Origin of the sequence: Hoylesella pleuritidis (assembly GCF_963541955.1) — a bacterium.
Lineage (GTDB): Bacteria > Bacteroidota > Bacteroidia > Bacteroidales > Bacteroidaceae > Prevotella > Prevotella pleuritidis.
The window spans coordinates 1-19,974 of the sequence record NZ_CAUTUT010000013.1 but is presented as its reverse complement, the minus strand read 5'-3'; the positions used below and the strand labels follow the sequence as shown (position 1 = coordinate 19,974).

The window sequence follows — 19,974 nt, the reverse complement described above, 5'->3', positions numbered from 1 at the left end:
TTTTAATACGTCTCTCAAATCGTTGCAAATGTACAACTTTATTTCGATATGTTTCTTACTTTGCTGTAAAAATATTAACTTTGCAGGTAATTTTAATGACAACGAGATAATGATAACTGACAAAATAGATCGACTTCTTCGTGAAGTGCAGGCGCTCTCAGCACAAAATGCAGAGGAAATAGAGCAACTCCGACTTAAATATCTCAGTAAGAAAGGTGAAATTACGGCTTTAATGGCTGACTTCCGCAGCGTGGCGGCTGACCAAAAGAAAGCTGTCGGTATCAAGATCAACGAACTCAAGCAGGCTGCCATCGATAAAATCAACGCGCTGAAAGAGCAGAATGCCACGACAGAAAGCGACGGCGAAGCACTCGATCTTACCCGAACGGCTTATCCTTTGCCGCTCGGCACGCGCCACCCATTGACAATCGTCAGGAATCAGATTATAGACATCTTTCAAAGGATGGGTTTCACTTTGGCTGAAGGGCCCGAGATCGACGATGATTTACACGTATTCACCAAACTGAATTTCGCAGCTGATCACCCTGCTCGTGATATGCAGGATACTTTTTTCATTGAACAGAGTTCTAATGATGTAACTCGCAACATCTTGCTTCGTTCACACACGAGCAACGACCAGAGTCATTATATGGAAACACATCAGCCTCCTATCCGCGTGATTTGCCCCGGACGAGTCTATCGCAACGAAGCTATCAGTGCCCGCGCACACTGCTTTTTTCATCAGTTAGAGGGCCTTTATGTAGACAAAAACGTGTCATTCACCGACTTGAAGCAGGTTCTTCTCACCTTTGCACGTGAACTTTTCGGTGAGAATACAAAGATTCGGCTGCGTCCGAGCTATTTCCCGTTCACCGAACCAAGTGCCGAAATGGATATATCTTGCCATATTTGCGGCGGTGAAGGATGCGGATTCTGTAAACACACGGGTTGGGTTGAAATCCTTGGTTGCGGTATGGTAGATCCTAATGTGCTCGATGCCTGTGGTATAGACAGTACTGTTTATTCTGGCTATGCATTCGGTTTGGGTATTGAACGTATTACGAATCTCAAATATCAAGTGGCTGATCTACGTATGTTCTCTGAAAACGATGTTCGCTTCTTACGTGAGTTTGAAGCAGCAAATTAAGTGTTTAAGGTTTTGGAAACAATGATTAAGAGACTTATTCTTCTCAAACGAGAGGATAAAAGTTGTCGAATTTAAGAACGAGAAACCAATCCACATTTTTATAAAACATAGATCTGCTCATTTGCCCGTAATAGGTAATATGATAATAGACTGTTGAATGCCGTATGATTAACTGTTAATCATACGGCATTCAATGGTTAGTTGGTGTGCGTTTAACGGTTAATTGCAGCGTATTTAACGGTTAATTGAAATGTGTTTCGGATATAATGTGTTTTCATTGTATATGCCAGTTTGGGATAAGTAAACTCGCAAGGTCTAAGTTCGGGCTTATTCCGAACTTGCGTATTATACTATAAAAGAATCTTATTTTATTCTTTTGGGAGAGTGGCTGGTTGTTAGGGTAGGGTGGTTTACTTCGTTTGGTATCGCAACCGAACGGAAATTATATCCAATATGCGGATATCTCATTGAAGAAAGTGTGTTGGACTGTCATTGTGTCGATTTTAGGTAAAGAAAGGACGGATGTTTATGTTGCTTTAGTTGTATTCAAAACAAGAAAACAAAAAGGGTCACAACCCATAGTTGCAACCCTTCTGTATCATTGTTTAATTAAACTGTCAATTCTTGAAAAAGTCCTTTACCGCCTCGTTGGGCACCATTCGCTCATCGAAAACATAAGCACCAGTCTTCGGACTACGAACCATTTTGATAACCTTTGTATATGCGCGACCGTCCGTTGAGCCTTCGTGGAGGGTTGCGACCGCTTTCTTTGCCATAGTTCTATGTGATTATTCTTGTTGTTTACTTAATCTCTTTGTGAAGCGTCATCTTCTTCAAGATGGGGTTATACTTCTTCAATTCAAGACGCTCAGGTGAGTTCTTACGGTTCTTTGTGGTCACATAACGACTCGTACCGGGCAGCCCACTGTTCTTCATTTCAGTGCACTCTAAGACCACTTGTACTCTGTTACCTTTTGTTTTCTTTGCCATCTTGATTATTCTCCTATAACTTTAATGTCTTTCCAGTCGCAATAACCATTGGCAACAGCTTTTTTCAATGCTGCGTCCAAGCCGACTTTATTAATAAGACGAAGACCGGCCGCACTGATTTTGAGACTGATCCAGCAACCTTCTTCAACGTAATAAAACTTCTTTGTGAAGAGATTGACGTCAAAGCTACGCTTTGTACGGTGCTTTGAGTGAGACACATTATTTCCGATATGTGACTTCTTTCCCGTAATCTGACAAATTTTCGACATCGCTATCTAAATTTTTTCGTTTTTTGATACTTATTCCAAACAGAGTGCAAAATTACAATTTATTCTCGGATTGACAAAATATTTCCTAAAAGAATATGCTGAATTAAACATTTTTACGGATAGAATTGCACCACAGAGATTATTCTTCGGTGGGCTGATTACGTTTCTTGTAATATTCGAGAAACAACCGGAGTGCCTTGTTAGTAGCGATGGCTAGGTTGATATCACGGCCGAAATCCTCTTCAAGTTTGAATGTTTCGACATCGTCTTTGGTTCCGAATGCGAGCCAAATGGTACCGACCGGAATTTCGGGAGTGCCACCGCCAGGACCGGCAATGCCTGTTGCACTGATTGCGTAGTCTACTTTCAATGTATCGCATACGCCTTTCACCATCTCGATGGCAATCTCTTCACTTACGGCAGTCTTCTCTTCGAGGGTTTGATGATTCACGTGCAGGAGTGCCTCTTTTACCTCATCGGCGTAAGAAATAATGCCTCCCTTAAAATAATTCGAGGCGCCCGGCACGGCAATAATCGCCTCGGCAATGCGCCCGCCGGTACAACTCTCGGCTGTACCCAGCGTTTGGCCGGTATCATAGAAATTCTGTTGAATCTCCTTGCTCAATACTTTGCTTTCTAAATCCACGATTGTTTATATTGAATTTGAGTAAATTTTATGTGTCATTATTGGAATGTAACTTTTGAGAATGCAGGTTTGTCGATGCTACAAAAGTCGTGATCCAAATATTTATAATATCCTGTTATACCGATCATTGCGGCGTTGTCGGTGGTATAACTGAACTTGGGTATATAGATAGCCCAGCCATATCGATCGGCATATTCGCGAAAAGCGTTGCGTAACCCGTTGTTGGCCGACACACCGCCGGCCACTGCTACGTGCTTGATACCGGTCTGTTTGGCGGCCATTCGCAGTTTTTTCATCAAAATATCTACAATGGTATGTTCGAGACTTGCAGCCAGATCGTTCTTGTGATGTTCGATAAAGTCAGGGTCATCAGCCATCCATCGGCGGAGGCTATATAAGAATGAGGTCTTCAAGCCTGAAAAACTGTAATCCATTCCGGGGATATGTGGTTCAGAGAAGTGAAAAGCCAATGGGTTGCCTTGTCGTGCAAGACGATCGATAATGGGGCCGCCTGGATAGCCTAAGCCCATTACTTTTGAGCACTTGTCAATGGCTTCGCCGGCTGCGTCGTCGATAGTCTGCCCCAAAACAACCATATCATTATAAGCGTTTACCTTGACAATCTGTGAGTTTCCGCCACTAACGAGCAGACAAAGAAATGGGAATGGCGGCGCCGTTTGGTCGTTGTCGTTCTCTTTAATGAAATGGGCCATTACGTGTCCCTGCAAATGATTGACATCGATCAGCGGTATATTTAAGGCCCGTGCGAATCCTTTGGCAAAGCTGACACCCACCAATAATGATCCCATCAGGCCCGGACCGCGTGTGAAAGCCACGGCGTTGAGTTGCTCTTTGGCGATTCCCGCCCGTTTGATGGCTTGATCAACGACGGGCACTACATTCTGTTGGTGTGCGCGGGAAGCCAACTCTGGCACTACACCTCCATAGGCTTTGTGCACGTCTTGGGATGCAGTAACATTGCTCAGAAGTACGTCATTACGGAGCACTGCTGCCGAAGTGTCGTCACAACTACTTTCGATTCCTAATATATATATATCTTTCATCGCCCTGTTTTCCTATCAATTGTCAATGCGTCAATATCTCTACGCCGTGTTCGGTCATCACAAATGTGTGCTCCCATTGGGCCGATGGTTTATCGTCTCCGGTAATAACTTCCCATCCATAGGGGTCATCGGCGTCGATAAACACTTTCCACGTGCCCATATTGATCATTGGTTCGATGGTGAAAACCATACCTGGTACAAGCAGCATACCCGTACCTCGGTGTCCGAAATGTACTACATCAGGCTCTTCGTGGAAGTCAAGTCCCACACCGTGGCCGCACAAATCGCGTACCACTCCGTAGTGATACTTGTTTGCGTGTTTCTCAATGGCGTGCCCGATGTCTCCCACAAAGCCATAAGGTTTAGCTGCTTCGGCTCCCACTTCGAGACATTCTTTAGCCACACGAACCAACTGTTCTTTCTCAGGTGAGGTCTTCCCAATGATGAACATGCGCGAAGCATCGGCGTAATAACCATCGAGAATGGTGGTGAAATCTACGTTGATGATATCTCCTTCTTGTAAAATATCCTCCTCTTTGGGTATTCCGTGGCACACCACTTCATTTATACTGGTGCACACACTTTTAGGAAATCCTTCGTAATTGAGACACGCCGGTACAGCGCCGTGTGCTGTGCAATAGTCATAACAAAGCTGATCGATTTCGAGCGTGTTCATTCCCACGTGTATGTTTTTGGCCACTTCGTCTAATACTCCGGTGTTAACCACACCGCTCTTTCTGATTCCCTCGATCTGTTCTGGTGTCTTAATCAGTTCACGGGTAGGCACCTCTTTGCCTTTATTTTCCCAATACATCACTTGTCTGTCGAGATCAGTGATCGGCTGACCGGGTAGACAATGCCATCTCCTTTTCTTTTTCAACATTATTATTGAATATTAAAACAGTACAAAGGTAGTAAAAAGCAAAGAGATAAAACGGTTCTAATAAAGGTTTTTATACATTTTTAAATCGTCTGTTCTATGCTTCCTAACAGGCTTGACTTTATATTTTCTGCGGATTGAGATAGGTGTAAATGTTCTCAGTCCAGTCTTCTCCGTTTTTCGGGCAGAATGTTTTGAAACCCAGTTCACTGGCTGCTGCAACATTGCGCGGGCTGTCATCGACGAATAATGTCTCGCTGGGCAGAACGTTTTCTTGTGTCAATACACGACGGAAAAACATTTCATCGGGTTTCATCAAATGCTGTTCAAAACTTTTATACTCCGCATCGAAGTAATTTCCTAACGGCTTTCTCTCAGAAGAAAAGCAATTGCTCTCGACCCAATCGGACACAAAAGGATTGGTGTTTGATAATAAGATGACTCGGTAACCGTCGTGTCTCAGCTTTTCAAGCGTCTTCAATTTCTTGACAGGTACATCCTGTACGAATCCCAACCATGCATAACTGCATTCGTCATATGTCAACTCGCGACCTACTTGTCGGCCCAATTCGGATTGAAATTCAGCTGTATTGATCTTTCCACTTTCCAAATCACCGAAGATGCCTTGCTGTTCGTAAGGGTCGAGTTGACGGTCAGCATCTTTCAGGCCTAATGCTTTGAAGCGGACGACTGCCTGTTGGTGGTTGATCGTAATGATTACACCGCCCATATCGAAAATAATGTTTCGTATCATATATTAATTTTAATCAATGTCGCTTCTGTGGATATTTATTGTGAAAGTCTGCTGTGCAAGTCATTAAAAATGCTTGATTGCACGATCCATTTCGCGGCGATCTTCTTTCTCTTTCAGTGTTTGTCGTTTGTCAAATTCTTTCTTTCCGCGTGCTAAAGCGATGTCAACTTTCGCTCGTCCGTGATTGTCTATGAACAGCAATGTGGGCACAATGGTAAACCCCGGAGCCTTAGTCGCTTCTTGAAGTTTACGTATTTCACGGCGATTCAACAATAATTTACGGTCGCGTTTGGCTTCGTGATTACTGAAAGAACCGTAAAAATAAGGTGAGATATTCATTCCTTTGACCCACACTTCGCCATTATTGATATAGCAAAACGTATCGACCAGCGAAGCCTTACCCTGTCGAATCGACTTGATTTCGGTGCCGGTCAGGACGATTCCGGCGGTATAGGTGTCGACGAAAAAATATTCGAATGATGCCTTTTTGTTTCTTATTTGTATCGGACTTTTCTTCCGAAGCGCTTGTTCTTCTTTGTTCATATCATACGATTTGTGCAAAGTTGCCAATGTGTTCATCCACATATCGTGCCACTGTCGCTGTCCATTTCTCTTCGTTCTCAACGAAAATGTCATCGCAATGATCAAATTCGGCAAAGCGTTCGAACATTGCCATAAATTCATCGTCAGTGCAATCACGCTCGATTTCGGTGTGGAATTTGTTATAAAGTTTATGTGTTTTGTTCACAAGTTTATATAAATCAACGAGCCCCCAATTGCGAATCATTTTTCCGAAAGGGTTTCGGAAGATGAAACCGCCGTATCCATTGTGAATTAGTTGTATAAAACCGCCGTCCATCACCTCGTCACGCAGAATACTATAAGCCAGCAATGTGAGTTGATCTGTTGATAGTTCGCTCATTGTTTTAACTGTCAATTCACCACCGATAGTTACATAAATGGCATCGACAAACGCCGCAAGGAAGTCATCCATTCCCTTTTTTGCTGCTTGTTTCAGTTTTATATCTTCGATTTTAACCTCTTTCATAAATTCGTAAACAAGTAAATTTCAGATGGCAAAGGTACTGAAAATCACGCTAAAAACAGAACTTATCTGGAAGATTAATTCAATTCGAGCTGTTAAGTCTGAGTCAATGACTAACAGAAAGAACAATTTTTCAGGCAAAAGAGAAAAAGAATATAAGAGTAAGACTTCCTGCAATCGATTTAATTTTTGATGATTGCAGTGTTGATGCAATGCGGATTATTCTATGAATTGCAAAAAGATAAAAGGTTAAAGTATTAATAAAGAATAAGAACCAGAAGTCTGTAATAAAGTTTCTCTCAATATCTCGGGAATCAATGATTCGTTTCTCGCCGAAAATCCGTAACTTTGTCGTTTCTAAACGACAGTGATGACGGATGAAAGAATATATAAAAATCAAAGGCGCACGCGTCAATAATCTTAAAAATGTGAGCCTCGATATCCCGCGAAATAAGTTTATTGCCATTGCGGGAGTGAGTGGGTCGGGTAAGTCTTCATTGGCTTTTGACACGCTTTATGCCGAAGGACAGCGGCGGTATGTGGAATCTTTATCAGCCTATGCACGGCAATTCCTGGGACGAATGAGCAAACCCGAGTGTGACTTTATCAAAGGTTTGCCACCTGCTATCGCCATTGAACAGAAAGTGAATTCGCGCAATCCGAGGTCGACCGTAGGTACTTCAACAGAGATTTATGAGTATCTTCGCTTGCTTTTCGCCCGCATTGGTCGTACGTTCTCACCCGTTTCAGGTCAGGAAGTGAAGAAACACTCTACGGAAGACATACTTGCCTGCACTCGGAAATATTCCCAAGGTACGAAGTTTGCGATTCTTGCACCGCTGCGCGTGACAGGCGATCGAACGGTTGAACGGCAATTGGAGATGGAGATGCAGCAAGGTTATTCGCGTCTATGGACGGGTAACGACTTTGTGCGTATTGACGACTTTCTGGCCGAACCGCGCAAAACAAAGTTGCAGGCTGACGGACTTTGGTTGCTGATTGACCGAATGGCGGTAGACGATGCCAAAGACTCGGTATCGCGATTAATCGACTCTGCTGAGACGGCGATATATGAAGGTGATGGCGAATGCAGACTTTTGTTTCTGCCATCGAATATCACTTACGATTTCTCCACGCGTTTTGAGGCTGACAGTATGTGTTTTGAAGAGCCCAACGACAATATGTTTTCGTTCAACTCGCCGCTTGGCGCGTGTCCCGAATGCGAAGGATTCGGCAACGTAATTGGCATCGATGAGAAGTTAGTCATTCCTAACTCTACGCTGAGTGTGTATGACGGATGCGTGCAATGTTGGCACGGCGACCGGATGGGCGTATGGAAAGATGAGTTTTGTAAGCGTGCCGCAAAGGATGATTTCCCGATTTTCGAACCCTACTATAAACTCACCCAAAAGCAGAAAGATATGCTTTGGCACGGTCTTCCGTCTGAAATCGGCCTTGATGTACACGAACAAATCAATATCGACGCATTCTTCCAGATGGTAAAAGAGAATCAATATAAGATTCAATATCGCGTAATGATGAGTCGGTATCGCGGCAAAACGGTTTGCCCAAGATGTCATGGTACGCGATTGAAAGAGGAAGTTCGATGGGTGAAAGTGGGCGGAATGAGCATCACTGATTTAGTAGAGATGCCGATAGTCAATCTTAAAGCGTGGTTCGATAACCTGCAATTAGAGGCGCACGATGCAGAAATTGCCAAGCGGTTGCTCGTTGAAATCAACAACCGATTGCGTTTTCTCGTCGATGTCGGATTAGGTTATCTCACGTTGAATCGTCAATCCAATACGTTGAGTGGTGGTGAAAGCCAACGCATCAATCTCACTACTTCGTTAGGAAGTTCACTTGTCGGTTCGCTTTATATCCTTGATGAGCCGAGTATCGGATTGCACAGCCGAGATACTTTCCGGCTGATTCGGGTCTTAAAAGAATTGCAATCGTTGGGCAATACGGTCATCGTTGTGGAGCACGACGAAGACATTCTGCGTGCAGCTGACTATCTCATAGACGTTGGTCCGGATGCAGGCCGGCTTGGTGGAGAGATCGTTTATGAAGGCGATAACAGCCTGTTGCAGGCCGATGCAGATGCTTTGATCGCACAATTTCCGCGTTCTCACACCATCAAATATCTTACCGGCCACGAGATAATTCCCGTCCCGTCCTCCCGCAGGTCGTGGAACAGAGCCATTGAACTGACCGGTGCGCGGATGAACAACCTGCGCGGCATCAACGTCCGATTCCCGCTTAACGTGTTTAACGTGGTTACTGGTGTGAGTGGCAGCGGTAAATCATCGCTTGTCAAAGGTATTCTCTATCCCGTGTTGAAGCGTCATCTCGATGAAGTTGCCGATGTCCCGGGCGAATATATTTCGCTCGATGGCGATTGGCAACAGGTCAAGCATGTGGAGTTTGTTGATCAGAATCCCATCGGAAAGAGTACGCGCTCTAATCCGGCGACATACGTCAAGGCTTACGAAGCTATTCGCCAACTCTTTGCTGAGCAACCTTTGGCCAAGCAGTTGGGCTTCACGCCGCAGTATTTTTCATTTAATGTTGAGGGCGGCCGATGTGAAGAGTGCAAAGGTGCAGGTGTTATTACGGTTGAGATGCAGTTTATGGCCGATCTCATTTTAGAGTGCGATACTTGTCACGGGCAACGTTTCAAGCAAGATGTTTTAGACGTTCGGTTTGAAGGAAAGAACATCAATGAAGTGTTGGATATGACGGTTTCAGAGGCTATTGAGTTCTTCGGTTCCCACAAACAGAAAACCATTGTAGCTCGACTGAAGCCGTTGGAGGAGGTTGGTTTAGGCTATATCAAACTTGGGCAAAATTCGTCTACACTCTCGGGTGGCGAAAACCAGCGCGTGAAATTGGCTTATTTCATCGCTCAGGAGCAGCCCGAGCCCACGCTTTTCATCTTCGACGAGCCCACAACAGGTCTGCATTTTCACGACATCAAACGACTGTTGGGAGCCTTTGATGCGCTGATCGAACGCGGACACAGCATTATTGTCATCGAGCATAATATGGACATCATCAAGTGTGCGGACTATATTATCGACCTCGGACCCGATGGTGGCGATAAAGGTGGCAATCTTGTGTGTGCCGGAACACCTGAAACGGTGGCGCAATGTGCAGCAAGCGTCACCGGTAAATATTTGAAAGAGGTTTTGAATTAACGGCTTTTCGTCTTGTGATTAACTGTCAGTTGCCTCGTGATTAACCGTTAGTTGCAATTCGATTAACTGTTAGTTGTCTGTCGATTAACCGTTAATCGCAGGGTGAAAAGCCGTTAATCGATTGAACATCTTTTGTTAATTGAATATGAAGACCGAATTATCCATACTCATACCCACATATAATTGTCGTTGCGTCGACCTCGTTCGAGCGTTGAACGAACAGGCACAAAGGCTTCGATATATCAACTATGAAATCGTCGTTGCTGATGACGGGTCGACTGATGAGCGCATAAAGACTGTCAACGCGTGTATCGATGTGTGGCCGAATTGTCGCTATGTGGCCCGCGAATCGAATCTTGGGAGGTCGGCTATTCGTAATTTTCTGGCACAGACTGCACGTTATTCGTGGTTGCTTTTCATCGACAGTAATGTGCGAATTATCAGTAACGATTTTCTGAAATGCTATTTGTCGACAGACGGTAAGGGACAGGTGATTTGCGGGGGTATTGCCGTGGGAGATGCCGATGAAGATGTACGGCATTGTCTGAGATATCTTTACGAGCGCCGTTATATGGAAAAACGCCCTTTAAATCGACGTCGGCAATATCCCTATCAGTCATTTCGTACAACGAATTTTATGGTCGATCGAGATGTAATCCGTACATTTCCTTTTTGTGAGGAAATGCGCAACTATGGTTACGAAGACGTGCTTTGGGGCAAGTATTTACAGCAAAACGGCATTCAAGTGACCCACATCTATAATCCCGTTGCTTATTTCCGATACGACGATAATGCCGCATTCATCGCGAAAACAGAAGAAGCACTCGACACGTTGGCTGCTTTTCGCAATCAACTCAGAGGTTATTCTGCTTTGCTTACTATGGCCGAATGGATGCAAAGATACGGTTTTGCATCCCTTTTCTTAGCCTTATTTCGTTATCGACAATCGGTTTGGCGGCAGCGACTTTGTGGCAAACACCCATCTGTTTTCCTGTTCAATCTTTATCGATTGGGTTATTTGCTCATTGGGATGGGAGCTGAAGAATGAAAGATGAAAGATTGATTGCAATGCTGAATGAGAAGGATATCGAGAGATAAACTTTCATTTTTGATTCCTTATTTTTCGTCATTCACCAATCTCATAAATTTCACTCGGCATTTTTCTTTTCAATATATCCAAAGCAAAATCTTTGCCTGCGACGATGCCGTAACTGCGAAGAATCTGTTCAACTGTCTTGCGAGCCAGTTCAGGATGATTGTTCTCTTCGCTCAGATGGCATAACCACACGTGTTTCAGACTCTCAGTAACGTTCTCGGCAATGGCCTTTGCACAATCTCCATTGCATAAATGACCGGTCGGTCCGATGACGCGCTCTTTGAGATGTTGTGGATATGGGCCTTCCATCAGCATTTCGCGGTCGTGGTTTGCTTCGATAATCAGATAGTGGGCAGTGCTGATCATTTCTTTCATCTCATCCGTTATGTGTCCTATATCGGTCATTAAACAGAAGACGGTATTGCCATATTTGATCTGATAACCTACATTATCGCTGCTGTCGTGAGGTACTTCAAAAGGACGAATCTCGAAATCTCCTAAGTGAAAAGGTATGCCCTTCTCGATTACTTTCACGTATTCCGCAGCGATTTTATGCCTTACGCAATAGTTGCGTTCAATGCCTGCGTGCACTTGATGTGTAGCAAATACAGGAATTCCGTAGTCTCGACTCAGGCTGCCTACGGACTTAACGTGATCTGCATGGTCGTGAGTAATGATGATATGATGTATATTTGAGAATGACAGACCGCGATCTTTAAAATACTTTTTCAGCGTACGCACACCGATACCTGCATCTATCAAGAGTCCGTCTGATTCGGTATAGAGGAGGTAACAGTTGCCACTGCTCCCGCTGCCGAATGATATAAACTTCAGCATTTCATTCTTTTTTATGGACAAAAGTAAGTAAAAGCGTTGGAAATACCAAGCATTTTCTTTACCTTTGGCGATATTTTAAGGTTTTTATATGCGTTATATTCATCACATTCAGCATTGTTCGGCAGTTGCAATCATCTTGTTTCTCACAATAGTGAATCTCATTTCGTGCAGTCGTTCAGATACTGACAGTCAACTGAAAGCAGTTGTTGACTCGTTTGCTACACATTATTATAATTGGCAATTCAAGCAGGCTTTGCCTTATTGTACGCCCGAATCGGAATCGTGGCTACGTTTTGCATCTACCAATGTGCAGCAATCTGATGTGGATATTCTGCGTGCGCAAGATGAGGGAGCAAGTCATCAGATCAATGATATCAAGTTCGGCCTCGGCGATTCTACGGCCATCGTATCTCTTACTGTCAGTCACTACCTGCGTATGGACACCGTAGGCAATGCAGGACAATTTGTTAATAAGGCTGATTTTCAGCTCCCCGTGGTGTGTCGAAATGGTCGATGGATGGTGCATTTAACTGCACTTCCATATTCTCAGAACGGCAGACCGACGGCGAAATGAAATGAAACGTCGCGGGCATAACGCGGATGAAAGAGGGGAAAATGTTCTTTGCGAATAGTGTAAGCAGGGTTAACGGCTTTCACACCCATATCGAGTCGCAGAATGAAATAATTGAAATTGAGACGCAATCCCAGTCCGTAGGCCACGGCAATTTGCTTGTAAAACTCGTTGATCTTAAACTGTCCGCCGGGCTGATCAGCGTAATTACGGAGCGTCCAAATGTTTCCTGCATCAATGAAAAAGGCCCCGTCGAATTTCCAAAAGAGGTAAGTGCGTAGCTCGGCATTCAAATCTATCTTCATATCTCCGGTCTGATTGATGAAGTCGATGGCACCATCTGTTCCGCGAAACTTGCCCGGTCCGAGTCCGCGTACACCCCATCCACGCACCGAATTGGCTCCACCCGAGAAATATCTTTTCTCAAACGGCAATACTTTACTGTTGCCATAAGGATACGCCAAACCTATTCCCGCGTGCAGAGCGAGCAGATTATGAGTGTCGAAACGCAGTAAATGGGTGTAGTCGAAATCAAATTTCGTGTATTGGGCATAGGCAATATTAAATAAGGTGTATTGTCCGTTGCTGTTCCTTTTCATCTCTGTGAGACGTGAAACAGCATTGAGCAGATTACCCGCCGATTCTACATTGGCCCGAAGAACATTGACTCCGTTGTTGTAAGTGAGACCGAATCCGATTTTCATCACAAACAGATCTTCGTAATTGTAACGTAGAATAGCGTTGCGACTCGTGGCATTATCGAGATAATTCTGCTTGAAGGTCTCGCTGATCCAGGGCATATAGACGTAGTTGAGATCGATAATGTCTAATCTGTATGACGTATGATAGCGAGGCTCTGTCCAGTTATATCGCCACGAGGCAGAGAAGACTCGACGATGAAACTCCGGTCGATTCTGCAAGTTCCAACTCAAAGCCAGCTCTGAGGTGGCGCTACTCCGACGTTGAAAAGCCCGCGAAAGGAGGGGCGCTACAAATCGGGGGAATCCCAATCGGGTCTCAACGCTGTACTCTTTATAGTTGTTATTCTGATAGCCTTCAAGTCCGGTGATGGCCTCGAAAGCGCCGCGCAGCTGCACGCTGAATGTTTCGCTACCCCTGAAAAGATTGCGATTCTCATACGTTAAAGATGCAGCGGCTCCGAAATCTCCCGCAGTATTGGTACCTTCGGGCAGAAAAGAGAGTGTCGAAGGTTTGTTGGTGCTAATCTGAATGTTGCAATCCAAGAGTGTCGTATCGGGTTGTTCGACAAACCGGATATTGGTAAATCGAACGGCTTGAAGCCTTGCAAAGTTGTTATATGTGCGTTGTAAGTCGGCTGCACAGAAAGGTTCGCCCGTCTTGATAGCCGTGTTATGCTCTAAGACTCGACGTCGGAGGTGGAGCCGTGTGGAGTCGTTGCTCAGATAATTCACTTGATGAATGGTGTAGCGTGGATGCAAAGTCTCGGGCGATTCACTTGTAGTACGATATTTCAAAAGACGTAGTGTGAGATCGACTTGCTTGCTTTGGCGAGTTGAGTCGGCCTCATACTGAATGAAATCTTTATGAAAGCGATAGTAACCACTATCCATCAGAAGTGTTGTTAGACGCTTGCGCTCGGCGTCAAGATGGTCTACGGTGAACTGCATCCCAGGTTTCAGACCTTGTTTTTGCGGGCTGTTCAGGTTGAGGATACGGGCTATCAATGTGTCTTGAATATCGTATTTAATTGTCCCGATACGGAAAGGCTCGCCGGGCTGAAGTGTATAAATAGCTTTGAGTCGTTTGCCGCGGACGTGCGTTTTGAGATCGACTGTGGCATTCATATAGCCCATATTCTGTAAAGCTGTGCGCAAATCGTTACACGAGAGCCGTGCTTGTAGTGTATCGAAAATCACCGGTCGTTCGCCGATATGTTGCAGTGTACGGTTGATCCAGCGTGTGGTGTCGCGCCCGGAGAGTGCATAAGCTCCCATCGGAACTTTAAAAAGAGAGAACCATCGTGAGTTGGTCTTCTGCCGAATATACGGTTCTAAATAGGCGGTATTCAGTGTTTTGTCAGTCGATTTGATTTTTACCCGCTCCAAAAGATAGGCTTTCTCCGGTATAAACTTGGTAGCTGAGCACGATACCAACGTGATAACCGATGCTATGAAGCACAGGCCAGCAATAAAATTACGGGCGAAACATACGTTCATTATAATGCGTTGGAAATCCAATCTGTCAACTCTTAAATGTTACAAAGGTACGAAATTTATCGGAAGTCACAAGAGGTGAATGGAGAAAATAAGAAGAGGCGTAATGTGATAGGATTCTTTTTACTGTGCAATTAACCGTTAAACGCACGGTTATTTGATGTTGATCGCAGTGTGATTAACCGTTAGTTACACGATGATTAACGCTTACTTAGAAGATGATTAACAGTTAATTGCACGGTGATTAACTGCAAATGAGAAGCTGTGAATTTATGAATGTTGCCAAAGCTTTACTTCGGTTATCATATTATCGCACAGATTCTACGATGGTTTTGACACCTTTGATTTTTTCACCAGCTATCCGTACAAGCAGATGATCTGCTTTTTCACGCGCAATAGCAACATAAGCATAGCGTTCTTTCACATCGATGCGTCCGATATCAGAACCTTTTAAGCCACCTTTTCGACACAGAAAACCAACAATATCGCCTCTGCTTATTTTATCTTTCTTTCCTTTTCCGATATACAACGTAGCCATCCGAGGGAGTGATGGGGGAGGTAATTCCGTCGGGATTGCATAAACTTCCGGTTCGTCGTGAATGTACTCAGGCATTATTTCGTTTGGTCCCAAGATGAAAAAGGTTCTACCCGATTTCTTCCAGCGGGCCGTACGTCCCACCCGATGTACGTATCCCTGCTGGCTTTCAGGTAAATGATAATGAATAATATTATCTATATCGGGAATATCAAGCCCCCGAGACGCCAAGTCTGTGCTGACAAGTATATTAGCCGAACCATTTGAAAACTTATATAGAGCATTCTCGCGCATCTTCTGATCCATTCCTCCATGTAATATACTTGTCGTAAATCCCTGCTCTACAAGATAGTTATCAGTGCGCTCTATACTATCCCGATAATTCAAGAAAACAATACTGCTGCCATTGCCGAGACTGCGCAACAAACCATTCAACGTATCTAATTTATCTTTCTCCGAACTCGACACCTTATATATATGTACACGTTCGGGCACTTGGTTGTCGGTATCTGAATAATCAATTCGGATGCTATGACCTATATGAACAAACTTCGGGACTAACTCAGCGTCGGTCGCCGATAACAACACTCTGCGCTCGATATACGGTAATTTCTCTATGATCGCTTTCATTTCCTCGTTAAATCCCATCTCCAAACACTTGTCGAACTCATCGATAATCAGGAATTTAACTGCACCAGGACTGATATTTCCCTTGTCGAGATGATCATTCAAACGCCCTGGTGTTGCAAAGATGATCTGCGGTTTCACCTGTTTCAGCGTACGATGCTCATCTATAGTCATCCTACCTCCATAGCAGGCACAAGACCGCAGTCCACTACCTAAGCTTTGATGCACCATAGCCGACTGCAAGGCCAATTCACGTCCGGGAACAATAACGACAGCCTGTACCTCACTGCTCGCAGCATCGAGGATTTGCATCAATGGCAGCAGATAGGCCAAGGTTTTACCCGATCCTGTGGGCGAGAGTACTATTATGTCTTTATCCGAATGTAGAAAGGCATCTGACACATTCTTCTGCATCGCATTCAAATCGGCAAAGCCCAACTTATCTAATGTCTGTCTAATATCCATCTTCATATTAATTCTCTATCGGTCACTTTTCAACATTCGGTCTATTTCATCAAACTCTTTACCCATATTGAGATTCAAATAAATCGTATAAAGTGGGATTCCCCACTTATTCCATTGCTCCGGCACAAGCGCACGATATTTTTCTAAGTATGGCAAGGCTTTCTGATAATACGTTAAAATAGCTTGCTTACGCCGTGCAGATACCTGTGTGCTCTTGTCGAGTTCTACTCCCTGATCAAAATACGCCAAGCCGGCATTCAAATAAGCATCGGCAAGGCTGTCGTTAGCGGCTATCAGCTCATCACACAGCCGTATACACTCTGAATAACGACCTATTCCCAGCAACAGAGAACTCTTAGCGAAACGAAAAATAACACTCGTACTATCTACCGCCAAGGCCCTGTCGGTCACCTCCATCGCTTTGGTCAAATCACTTTTATCTGAATAATATGCAATAAGTCGAGAAAAAAAGAATGGAAATTTAGGATATTTCTCAAAGCCTTCTTTCAACATTTCAATATAGCGAGTTGTGTCTTTTTCTATTTTATAAGTCTCTGCAAGGTATTGTAACATATAATTATGATGCACCGTATCTTTCAAAGCCAGGTCTGCGTGACGCAAAGTGGCCAACGGATTTTTCAGCTTATAGCCACAATAAACGGCCCAATAAGCAGCCTGCGGCATCTGTTTGTCTCTTTCAGCATACTGATAACGCGTGAAAAGCGGTTGATCGGCACAATCTAAATAGGTATGAAAGAAGTCATAAGCATCTCCATAAGCATGCTTATTGATGAAATATACACCGCCGTTAAATAGATTGACACGATAGTCATTCAGCAGTTCTGCATTCTTATCTCGCAGTTTCGGGCGTACTCGTCCCTTTGCATCAGGACGCGAATCAAGCGAATCGAGCCCCTCCAAAATGGTAAACATCTTTTTGCCGAGCACGAACAGCGTCGCGGTATCACAAGATTGCCGAAGATAGAGCCGCTCGTTTCCCTGGTCGTATTGCTTCTTAATCGCCTCGAAAAGCACTATCCAGATCTTCTCATTCGTACGGTTGACACTGTCGCCAAGTAGTTTTCTCATCATCTGTTCAGCTTGGGGAAGATTTGTTCCTTTCTTCACCCAATCCTTTGCAAGGGCTATTTCTTTCTTCTGGGCAGCAGCTCCGAAGACACAAAATATCAGTATTGCAATCGTCAGTAATCCTCTCATTTTTTCGTCTCTTTATCCTCTCCCATTTGATCTTCATTTTGCCGAAGCAACGGCTCTAACTGATCAACCTTGTCTTTATCTTCCAAAACAAAATAGATCTGATACAACGGTATTGCCCAGTCTACCATTTTTCGATTGGGATCTAACTGCCGTACCCGTTCCAAATACGGTAAGGCTGCCCCAAACTGATTCCTGATCGCTACACGGGCAACTTTTGTAAGTCGTCCTCGTTTGTCTACAAGCGAGTCTTTCATAGCCATCGCTTTGGAGCAGAAACAGATTCCGATATTATATAAGGAGGGCACAAGCATTGAGTCAAGAACTACCGACCGTCTGTAAGATGCAATCGCCCGATCCCACTCACGACGTTTCATCTCGGCCTCGCCCCGTAACACCCATAGTGTCTTATTGGTTGAATCACGCTGCAATTCATTCTTAACAAACCGCTCCAAATCGTCTTGCCGCCCTGGTGAAGTATAATATTCAACCAGCATTGAGAAATAATTATTGTTTTCCGGAGCCTTTTTGTGTAATTCGGTAAGTGCTTTAACATACCTCATCGAATCACCCTTGCTCGCCAATTGGTCCCTCATACAATTGATTTTCACTTCGGCTGCATCCCGTGCATAGTTCGGATTTCGCAACGCCAAATCTGTATAATACTCAGCTTTAGCATAGTCTTTCATCCCGTACGACAGCAAACCTGCATAATAAGTCACTAATCCCAACTCCTGTCCTGCGTCTTTAAACAGTGGCTTTCCCGCCGTTTCAATATACAACTCGAATGCTTTCATTGCCTCATCATTGCGCCGATGATTATAGTAAAACAATCCCCCTTCCACTAGTCGGTCTCTGATCGGCCCCAGTCGCTTCGCATTCGACGTCCGAAACAACGGTTTCACCGTACCTCGCCCGTCGGGTTTACTATCATAAAAATCACACAACATTGCTGTCTTAACAGCATCCATTGCAGTAGAATAATAAACAGCAGAATCACCAGTGGCAGCTAATATCTCCAATAATCGGCTCGTCTGTCCATTCAGCGAGCGTGCTTTCTCTACATTCGTAAGCCCCTGCCCCACAGCTATTTTCACCCAAGCAAAAAGGAAAATACAGATCAATATCTTTGATTTCATCTGAAATGACATAATTAAAAATTATTTGCAAATATAAAAAAATAATATGTCAATACGGAAGAAGTGCTCATAATTTATTATAATTTTACACACAATAATAATGAGATTTCACTTTATTGCTATTATTCATAATAATATTAATACTCAACTTTTCGATAAGCCTGTAAGAGGATTGAAATTATCAGAGAGATAAAAGCCAAGGTAACTTTCTATCACTATCATAACCTTTTTTTCTCTCTTTTCCCCGCTCCTGTTCCTTTATACTTGCTATCCGCAGTATTAAAGCGATAAGCAAATGTGAGACTGATGCTGCGCGTGTCAAGATAAGCAGTTCGATTTATCATCATATTAATACCTTGATAGATATTTTTATTGTGATGAGTTTTGAGAATATCATTGATCTTCAAACGAACAGAAAGTTTATCTTTGAGAAAATACTTATACGCAAGTACAGAAAGAATATGACTCGCCTTGTTATACATCGTCAATTCATTGCCTGTTGTAAAACATCCATATTTCAACTCTAACCAGAAACTTTTAGATAGATGGAATGTATTGTAAAATTTAAACATCCAGTAAGGTTTCCCTAATGGACTATCGATGCCCTGCTCTGACAAATTGAGAATCTGTTTACTCAATCCAATACTATAACGAGGTTGCCAACACCGAATCCGATGTGCAAAAGTCAGCAGCATATGGAATCTCATCCGCCGTGGAATATTCACCGGCGTGTAAAGAACTGCCTTTTCACCATATAGCTGATCCAACCAAACGATATCATTATGTATATCAGCATAGGTAGACAGAAGAGTAAAACGGCGATATTGAGCTTCTAATGACAACGTATGAATCTTTGAAAAACGCAGAAGCGGATTCCCTCCTTCATAAACGTATTCATCATTATATAATCTATTACCTGACAGATTTTCGTAAGCAGGTCGCCGTGTTTCAGTAGTATAACTAATACGAAAAGCCGTACGGTTGTGACAATATCCAAAAGAAACAGATGGAAACCATTCATTATATTTGGGACTCTGTGACTTATTAAATACTTTAAATTGGTAATATTTGCTACGAGTATGCTCATAACGGATACCAGTAGACGCTGAGAAACTGCCCAATGTAATATCGTATCCGGCAAAGAACGCGGCAGAACACTCCTTGATTTCATCATCTGTAACAGATTCTATACCACCGAAACAACTAAAAAGACTATTTCTTCCTGTATGGGTACATTCGCATATAGTATTTATAACCATAGAACAACCAAAACTAATCAGAAATATCCGAGTGTAAATC

At 43.7% G+C, this 19,974-nt stretch carries 19 protein-coding genes; 4 read left to right on the top strand and 15 right to left on the bottom strand.

Annotation, left to right across the window (positions count from 1 at the left end; genetic code table 11):
• Window positions 1-109: 109 nt before the first annotated feature.
• Window positions 110-1,147, top strand: a complete 1,038-nt coding sequence (pheS, locus tag RWY97_RS06780) for a phenylalanine--tRNA ligase subunit alpha (RefSeq protein WP_315566270.1) — start codon at window positions 110-112, stop codon at window positions 1,145-1,147.
• 617 nt (window positions 1,148-1,764) lie between these two features.
• Here pheS and RWY97_RS06775 read toward each other — a convergent pair.
• The 9 genes from RWY97_RS06775 to RWY97_RS06735 form a co-directional block, all read right to left on the bottom strand.
• Window positions 1,765-1,923: a DUF4295 domain-containing protein gene (locus RWY97_RS06775; protein WP_021582986.1), complete on the bottom strand. Its 159-nt coding sequence runs from the start codon at window positions 1,921-1,923 to the stop codon at window positions 1,765-1,767.
• A gap of 25 nt (window positions 1,924-1,948) precedes the next feature.
• Window positions 1,949-2,137: a 50S ribosomal protein L33 gene (gene rpmG / locus RWY97_RS06770; RefSeq protein WP_024991582.1), complete on the bottom strand. Its 189-nt coding sequence runs from the start codon at window positions 2,135-2,137 to the stop codon at window positions 1,949-1,951.
• A 5-nt stretch (window positions 2,138-2,142) separates the two neighbouring features.
• Window positions 2,143-2,406, bottom strand: coding sequence for a 50S ribosomal protein L28 (gene rpmB / locus RWY97_RS06765; RefSeq protein WP_021582997.1), 264 nt, complete (start codon window positions 2,404-2,406; stop codon window positions 2,143-2,145).
• Between the two features lie 139 nt (window positions 2,407-2,545).
• Window positions 2,546-3,052, bottom strand: coding sequence for a CinA family protein (locus RWY97_RS06760; protein WP_315566268.1), 507 nt, complete (start codon window positions 3,050-3,052; stop codon window positions 2,546-2,548).
• A gap of 38 nt (window positions 3,053-3,090) precedes the next feature.
• Window positions 3,091-4,116, bottom strand: coding sequence for a tRNA (adenosine(37)-N6)-threonylcarbamoyltransferase complex transferase subunit TsaD (gene tsaD / locus RWY97_RS06755; RefSeq protein ID WP_315566267.1), 1,026 nt, complete (start codon window positions 4,114-4,116; stop codon window positions 3,091-3,093).
• 22 nt (window positions 4,117-4,138) lie between these two features.
• Window positions 4,139-4,999, bottom strand: coding sequence for a type I methionyl aminopeptidase (gene map, locus RWY97_RS06750; RefSeq protein WP_390883274.1), 861 nt, complete (start codon window positions 4,997-4,999; stop codon window positions 4,139-4,141).
• 118 nt (window positions 5,000-5,117) lie between these two features.
• Window positions 5,118-5,750 (bottom strand): HAD family hydrolase, encoded by a 633-nt coding sequence (locus RWY97_RS06745; protein WP_315566266.1) that lies wholly within the window; start codon window positions 5,748-5,750, stop codon window positions 5,118-5,120.
• Window positions 5,751-5,813: 63 nt separating this feature from the next.
• Entirely contained in the window at window positions 5,814-6,293 is a 480-nt protein-coding gene (gene smpB, locus RWY97_RS06740) for an SsrA-binding protein SmpB (RefSeq protein ID WP_021583115.1), read from the bottom strand.
• 1 nt (window position 6,294) lies between these two features.
• A complete protein-coding gene (locus RWY97_RS06735) occupies window positions 6,295-6,798 on the bottom strand; it encodes a DMP19 family protein (RefSeq protein WP_315566264.1) in 504 nt (167 codons plus the stop codon).
• Window positions 6,799-7,172: 374 nt separating this feature from the next.
• Between RWY97_RS06735 and uvrA the strand changes: the two genes are divergently transcribed.
• Together uvrA and RWY97_RS06725 are read left to right on the top strand one after the other, a co-directional pair.
• Complete coding sequence (gene uvrA, locus RWY97_RS06730) at window positions 7,173-9,995, top strand: excinuclease ABC subunit UvrA (protein ID WP_315566262.1); 2,823 nt, start codon at window positions 7,173-7,175, stop codon at window positions 9,993-9,995.
• A gap of 145 nt (window positions 9,996-10,140) precedes the next feature.
• Window positions 10,141-11,043, top strand: coding sequence for a glycosyltransferase family 2 protein (locus RWY97_RS06725; RefSeq protein WP_315566260.1), 903 nt, complete (start codon window positions 10,141-10,143; stop codon window positions 11,041-11,043).
• 78 nt (window positions 11,044-11,121) lie between these two features.
• On the opposite strand, the gene RWY97_RS06720 is transcribed toward RWY97_RS06725, so the two are convergent.
• On the bottom strand, window positions 11,122-11,928 hold the full coding sequence (locus tag RWY97_RS06720; RefSeq protein WP_315566258.1) for an MBL fold metallo-hydrolase: 807 nt from the start codon (window positions 11,926-11,928) through the stop codon (window positions 11,122-11,124).
• Window positions 11,929-12,016: 88 nt separating this feature from the next.
• On the opposite strand from RWY97_RS06720, the gene RWY97_RS06715 reads away from it, so the two are divergent.
• Window positions 12,017-12,502 (top strand): hypothetical protein, encoded by a 486-nt coding sequence (locus tag RWY97_RS06715; protein ID WP_315566256.1) that lies wholly within the window; start codon window positions 12,017-12,019, stop codon window positions 12,500-12,502.
• Here the strand turns inward: RWY97_RS06715 and tamL are convergent.
• The 5 genes from tamL to RWY97_RS06690 all read right to left on the bottom strand — a co-directional run.
• The gene (gene tamL / locus RWY97_RS06710; RefSeq protein ID WP_315566255.1) at window positions 12,475-14,697 is read right to left on the bottom strand and encodes a translocation and assembly module lipoprotein TamL; all 2,223 of its coding nucleotides are present in this window, start codon (window positions 14,695-14,697) and stop codon (window positions 12,475-12,477) included. The two genes, RWY97_RS06715 and tamL, sit on opposite strands and share 28 nt — an antisense overlap.
• 304 nt (window positions 14,698-15,001) lie before the next feature.
• Window positions 15,002-16,321, bottom strand: coding sequence for a DEAD/DEAH box helicase (locus RWY97_RS06705; protein WP_390883273.1), 1,320 nt, complete (start codon window positions 16,319-16,321; stop codon window positions 15,002-15,004).
• A gap of 15 nt (window positions 16,322-16,336) precedes the next feature.
• On the bottom strand, window positions 16,337-17,539 hold the full coding sequence (locus RWY97_RS06700) for a tetratricopeptide repeat protein (protein WP_315566252.1): 1,203 nt from the start codon (window positions 17,537-17,539) through the stop codon (window positions 16,337-16,339).
• A complete protein-coding gene (locus RWY97_RS06695; RefSeq protein WP_315566251.1) occupies window positions 17,536-18,675 on the bottom strand; it encodes a tetratricopeptide repeat protein in 1,140 nt (379 codons plus the stop codon). Before RWY97_RS06695 ends, RWY97_RS06700 begins: the two co-directional genes overlap by 4 nt.
• A gap of 218 nt (window positions 18,676-18,893) precedes the next feature.
• The coding region (locus RWY97_RS06690; RefSeq protein WP_315566250.1) for an outer membrane beta-barrel family protein at window positions 18,894-19,974 on the bottom strand (1,081 nt) is incomplete at its 5' end.

What these genes read in the sequence shown, in the direction of transcription:
- RWY97_RS06715 (WP_315566256.1), top strand. Translation starts at nt 12,017, where the DNA reads ATGCGTTATATTCATCACATTCAGCATTGTTCGGCAGTTGCAATCATC.
- tamL (WP_315566255.1), bottom strand. Translation starts at nt 14,697, where the DNA reads ATGAACGTATGTTTCGCCCGTAATTTTATTGCTGGCCTGTGCTTCATA.
- RWY97_RS06700 (WP_315566252.1), bottom strand. Translation starts at nt 17,539, where the DNA reads ATGAGAGGATTACTGACGATTGCAATACTGATATTTTGTGTCTTCGGA.
- RWY97_RS06745 (WP_315566266.1), bottom strand. Translation starts at nt 5,750, where the DNA reads ATGATACGAAACATTATTTTCGATATGGGCGGTGTAATCATTACGATC.
- map (WP_390883274.1), bottom strand. Translation starts at nt 4,999, where the DNA reads ATGTTGAAAAAGAAAAGGAGATGGCATTGTCTACCCGGTCAGCCGATC.
- pheS (WP_315566270.1), top strand. Translation starts at nt 110, where the DNA reads ATGATAACTGACAAAATAGATCGACTTCTTCGTGAAGTGCAGGCGCTC.
- smpB (WP_021583115.1), bottom strand. Translation starts at nt 6,293, where the DNA reads ATGAACAAAGAAGAACAAGCGCTTCGGAAGAAAAGTCCGATACAAATA.
- rpmB (WP_021582997.1), bottom strand. Translation starts at nt 2,406, where the DNA reads ATGTCGAAAATTTGTCAGATTACGGGAAAGAAGTCACATATCGGAAAT.
- rpmG (WP_024991582.1), bottom strand. Translation starts at nt 2,137, where the DNA reads ATGGCAAAGAAAACAAAAGGTAACAGAGTACAAGTGGTCTTAGAGTGC.
- RWY97_RS06775 (WP_021582986.1), bottom strand. Translation starts at nt 1,923, where the DNA reads ATGGCAAAGAAAGCGGTCGCAACCCTCCACGAAGGCTCAACGGACGGT.
- RWY97_RS06695 (WP_315566251.1), bottom strand. Translation starts at nt 18,675, where the DNA reads ATGAAATCAAAGATATTGATCTGTATTTTCCTTTTTGCTTGGGTGAAA.
- RWY97_RS06720 (WP_315566258.1), bottom strand. Translation starts at nt 11,928, where the DNA reads ATGCTGAAGTTTATATCATTCGGCAGCGGGAGCAGTGGCAACTGTTAC.
- uvrA (WP_315566262.1), top strand. Translation starts at nt 7,173, where the DNA reads ATGAAAGAATATATAAAAATCAAAGGCGCACGCGTCAATAATCTTAAA.
- RWY97_RS06725 (WP_315566260.1), top strand. Translation starts at nt 10,141, where the DNA reads ATGAAGACCGAATTATCCATACTCATACCCACATATAATTGTCGTTGC.
- tsaD (WP_315566267.1), bottom strand. Translation starts at nt 4,116, where the DNA reads ATGAAAGATATATATATATTAGGAATCGAAAGTAGTTGTGACGACACT.
- RWY97_RS06735 (WP_315566264.1), bottom strand. Translation starts at nt 6,798, where the DNA reads ATGAAAGAGGTTAAAATCGAAGATATAAAACTGAAACAAGCAGCAAAA.
- RWY97_RS06705 (WP_390883273.1), bottom strand. Translation starts at nt 16,321, where the DNA reads ATGGATATTAGACAGACATTAGATAAGTTGGGCTTTGCCGATTTGAAT.